Raw genomic sequence first — 4091 nt, forward strand, 5'->3', positions numbered from 1 at the left:
TTACTTTTGCGGCATGATTTCAATTCCACACAAAGCTAAGCAATTCCTAGTTCTTCTGGCCAAACTTTTAATTGTTGGCGGCGCATTTTATTTTATTTACAATCAGTTGGCTAACAATGACAAATTAGACTGGCAGAAGTTTATTGTTTTGTTCAAGAAAAACCAATCGGTTTTAGGAATTGCATTTATTTTGCTTTTGAGTGTTTTGAATCGCTATTTTGAGATTTTAAAATGGCAGAATCTTGCTCAGGTTATTCATAAAATCTCAGTTTACGAATCTACAAAACAGGTTTTAGCTGCTTTGACAGCAGGAATTTTTACGCCAAATGGAGTGGGAGAGTACGCAGGAAAAGCATTGTATTACCCAAAATCGGAAGCCAAAAGAGTGGTTTTCTTAAACCTGATTTGCAACGGAATCCAGATGATTTTAACCATCATTTTTGGAATTTTCGGATTGCTTTATTTTAATGCACAGTTTAATGTAATTACAACCAGAACTGTTTTAATCCTCTTTGGCGGATTTGTATTGCTTTTGATTATTTTATTTTCAATTAAAAAGATAAAAGTAAAAGGATATTCAATTGAAAAACTGATTCATAAAATCAATGAAATTCCGAAATCGGTTCATCAGAAAAATATCTTTTTAGGCATTTGCCGTTATCTGGTTTTTTCGCATCAATATTACTTTTTATTTTTAGGTTTTGATGTCGATTTGCCTTATTTAACCCTGATGGCTGCGATTACATCGGTTTATTTTTTGGCTTCTTCTTTGCCAACATTTCAGTTTTTAGATTTTGCAGTAAAAGGAAGTGTTGCTATTTATTTCTTCGGAATTTTGGGCGTAAACGAATGGATTGTAATTTTCATCAGTACATTAATGTGGTTTTTAAATGTTGTTCTTCCAGTAGTTTTAGGAAGTTATTTTGTACTTAATTTTAGAACCAAAACAGCAGCATGATTTTCGGATTGTTTGCAATATTAGCCATTTATATCATTAGCATTTCTTTGTTGATTTATGGTTTCTTCAAAGTGCAACAATATAAAAAAAGAGATTTAAAGCCGAAGACCAGTTTTACGATTATAGTTCCGTTTCGGAATGAAGAAGAAAATCTTCCAAATCTTTTAAACAGCATTTCGAACTTAAATTATCCGACAGATTTATTTGAAGTGATTTTGGTTGATGACGCTTCAATTGAAAAGTTTCAGGTTTCAAGTTTCAGGTTCCAAGTTTCAATAATTGATAACATTAGAATTTCCAGTTCTCCCAAAAAGGACGCCATTACAACGGCAATGCAGCATGTAAAAACCGATTGGGTTATTACAACCGATGCCGATTGTATTGTTCCAGAAAATTGGCTTTTAACATTTGATAATTATATTCAGGAAAAGAAAGTTTCTATGTTGGCAGGAGCAGTTTCGTACAAATGTGAGAGTTCTTTTTTAGATCATTTTCAGCAATTGGATTTAACAAGTTTACAAGGTGCGACAATTGGAAGTTTTGGTTTGAATAATGGATTTATGTGTAATGGAGCCAATTTTGCTTATACAAAAACATTGTTTGAAAGCTTGAACGGTTTTGAAGGGAATGATGAAATTGCCAGTGGAGATGATGTCTTTTTACTCCAAAAAACAATTGAAAAATTTCCAAATGAAGTTCATTATTTAAAAGCTGAAGAAGCAATTGTAATTACAAAACCAACAGAAAATTGGAAATCATTGTTTTATCAAAGAGTACGCTGGGCGGCCAAAACCAGTTCGTATAAAAGTACTTTCGGTAAATTCTTGGGATTGATTGTTTTCTTCGGAAATTTAAGTTTTGTAATTGGATTTTTCCTGTTTCTTTTCGGAGTTTGGTCCTATCCAATTTTTTTGCTTTTTGCTTTTTCTAAGTTTTTTATTGATTTTGTTTTGCTTTTAATAACCAATCAATTTTTGACGAAAACGAGAATTAAAAGCCTTTTATTAAGCAGTTTGTTATATCCTTTTTTTAGCTCGGCTGTGGCTTTGTATAGTTTGGTCGGTTCTTATGAATGGAAAGGCCGACAGTTTAAGAAATAGCTTTAAATCAAGCTATTTTTCTTCTTTTGCTTTTAGAATAACAGGCAAAATAAACTGTGTTTTTACAGGAATACCACGTTTTATGGCTGGATTTACTTTCGGGAAATCTACAAGACGAGCATGTAGAATACTGTCAATTTTTATGGTGTCGTAAGCTACAGAATCTTTAGGAAACTGCGGTTCAAACTTCATAGTAGAGTTTGGAAAAACGGTTACTTTTACTTCGATCGTGTCCAATTCTGGATATAAAATCGAAAGCGTATCAACATTTAGTTTTTCTTGAATAAGGCCAGACATTACCTCAAAAAAACATTGCTGGCGAAGCTTTTTGTCAGCAATTTTATCACAATCTGGAACAGAAGGATATTCATCAACTTCTTTCCAATTAATTGATTTTAATTCTTTCTGAAGTAACTCTTTTTCAGACGGAACCTGCTTCTCAAAATATTGACAAGAATGAAAAGCTACGCATATAAAAAGAAGAAAAAACTGCCTCAAGATTTTGATGTTGAATGAATGAACAAAAATACGATTTATTTTTCTGAGAAACTTTATTACTATTGGAATCTTAATCTTTGCGAGAATACATTTGGGGATTTGTACAGCAAAGAATAAAATGGTACTTTGTAAGAACAAATTTATCAAAAAAATATGGATTTATTACTGCTCATTTTGGGTTTTATATGTATGATTGTTGGCATTTTTGGAAGTTTTATTCCTGTTCTTCCAGGATTATCGAGCTCTTGGGTAGGATTGCTTTTGCTGTATCTTACCAAAGCTGTTGAAAATAACTATTGGGTTTTAGGAATCACTTTCGTTCTAATGGTCAGCATTACTATATTAGATTATGTAATTCCAGCAAAAGGGACTAAAAAATTTGGAGGAAGTTCTTACGGCGTCTGGGGAACCAACATTGGTTTAATTGTTGGAATTATAGCTCCAATTCCGTTCGGGATTATAATTGGACCCTTTCTAGGCGCTTTAATTGGAGAATTAATATACGATTCCAAAAATCATAAAAGAGCTATAAAAGCAGCTACTGGATCGCTATTAGGATTCATTGCTTCAAGTTTTGTTAATTTTCTGTTTGCAGTCGTTTATTTGGGCATATTTTTAAATATTGTGTGGGAATATCGAAACATTTTATTTTAATTTTATAACATTTTAAGCTTTTTAGCGTTGTCGGAAAAAATAAACATAAAACTTTTCTTAACTTTTTTTCTTTTTTATTTGAGTACGAAAGGGTTGAGTTTACTAGCGTTAAAGCGTTTTTTATGTTAACGGCTGGTTATTAAGAAGGTAAATTTTTAACTTAATTTTTGGAAATGTTAAAATATTTTATATTTTTATCACGATAAACGATAAAAAGCCTCACTTTATCGGTTATTTTAAATAAGTATAAATAATCATTTTTTAAGTTATGAGTATGACCCCAAACCTACAAATTGAACTTAGACGCTTTATTTCTTCTAATGTTGTCTCCAAGTTAAACAAGTTTTATTTTGAGAATGATGCACTTTTAATAAAGGGAATAGACGTCTCGATCGGTACAATTTTAATGGGACTCTACAACAAAGCCGAAGAATCTGATTTTTATTCTGAAATCGTTTCACTAATCCAAGAAGATTCCACTTTTTATCAAGAAGTAGATTTTAATGCAGGCAGAATTTTATCAGTCGATGATTGTTACCGTTTAGAGGGAAATGTTTTACTGAAAGAACTATTCTCAAACAAAAAAGGCAGAATTTCAGAAATGGTTTCAAATGAAGTTGGTATAAAAAGCGAAACTGCTAGAGAAATACTTAACTTTTCAGCATTACTAGTAATGTCTTACTTACGATACAATCTTCAATTAATAGAAAGTTTAAAACTCCTTTTAGAAGACCAAAAAAGAGATATTTTAAACAGCATTCCTCCCGGAATAAAAATCATCCTAGGTTTTTCATCTTACGAAACTGTAGAAGATAAAAACCAATCTATCGGAAGATCTATTTTTACCCTTTTCGGACATAATTTCTTTAGTTTCTAAAAAA

Annotated in this window: 5 protein-coding genes; 4 read left to right on the forward strand and 1 reads right to left on the reverse strand. The window is 31.5% G+C overall.

All coding sequences use genetic code 11. The annotated features are described in order from the left end of the window. The first annotated feature begins 13 nt into the window (after nucleotides 1–13). Both B3J44_RS10515 and B3J44_RS10520 read left to right on the forward strand, forming a co-directional pair. Nucleotides 14–958 carry a hypothetical protein gene (locus B3J44_RS10515; RefSeq protein ID WP_286968384.1) on the forward strand — a complete coding sequence of 315 codons (945 nt, stop codon included), beginning with the start codon at nucleotides 14–16 and terminating at the stop codon, nucleotides 956–958. Beyond that, a complete protein-coding gene (locus B3J44_RS10520) occupies nucleotides 955–2058 on the forward strand; it encodes a glycosyltransferase family 2 protein (RefSeq protein WP_286968374.1) in 1104 nt (367 codons plus the stop codon). The genes B3J44_RS10515 and B3J44_RS10520 overlap by 4 nt, the downstream gene beginning before the upstream one ends. Nucleotides 2059–2070: 12 nt before the next feature. Here B3J44_RS10520 and B3J44_RS10525 read toward each other — a convergent pair whose 3' ends face one another. Continuing rightward, nucleotides 2071–2556, reverse strand: a complete 486-nt coding sequence (locus tag B3J44_RS10525) for a hypothetical protein (protein ID WP_198854744.1) — start codon at nucleotides 2554–2556, stop codon at nucleotides 2071–2073. Between the two features lie 153 nt (nucleotides 2557–2709). On the opposite strand from B3J44_RS10525, the gene B3J44_RS10530 reads away from it, so the two are divergent. Continuing rightward, nucleotides 2710–3210: a DUF456 domain-containing protein gene (locus B3J44_RS10530; RefSeq protein ID WP_286968376.1), complete on the forward strand. Its 501-nt coding sequence runs from the start codon at nucleotides 2710–2712 to the stop codon at nucleotides 3208–3210. A 274-nt stretch (nucleotides 3211–3484) separates the two neighbouring features. Next, nucleotides 3485–4087: a DUF937 domain-containing protein gene (locus B3J44_RS10535; protein ID WP_198854742.1), complete on the forward strand. Its 603-nt coding sequence runs from the start codon at nucleotides 3485–3487 to the stop codon at nucleotides 4085–4087. Nucleotides 4088–4091: the final 4 nt, after the last annotated feature.

The organism is Flavobacterium sp. UBA4854 (assembly GCF_002399805.1).
GTDB classification, from domain to species: Bacteria; Bacteroidota; Bacteroidia; order Flavobacteriales; family Flavobacteriaceae; genus Flavobacterium; species Flavobacterium ginsengisoli.

Coding starts and splice junctions, on each gene's coding strand:
- B3J44_RS10515 (WP_286968384.1), top strand. CDS start 14: ATGATTTCAATTCCACACAAAGCTAAGCAATTCCTAGTTCTTCTGGCC.
- B3J44_RS10520 (WP_286968374.1), top strand. CDS start 955: ATGATTTTCGGATTGTTTGCAATATTAGCCATTTATATCATTAGCATT.
- B3J44_RS10530 (WP_286968376.1), top strand. CDS start 2,710: ATGGATTTATTACTGCTCATTTTGGGTTTTATATGTATGATTGTTGGC.
- B3J44_RS10535 (WP_198854742.1), top strand. CDS start 3,485: ATGACCCCAAACCTACAAATTGAACTTAGACGCTTTATTTCTTCTAAT.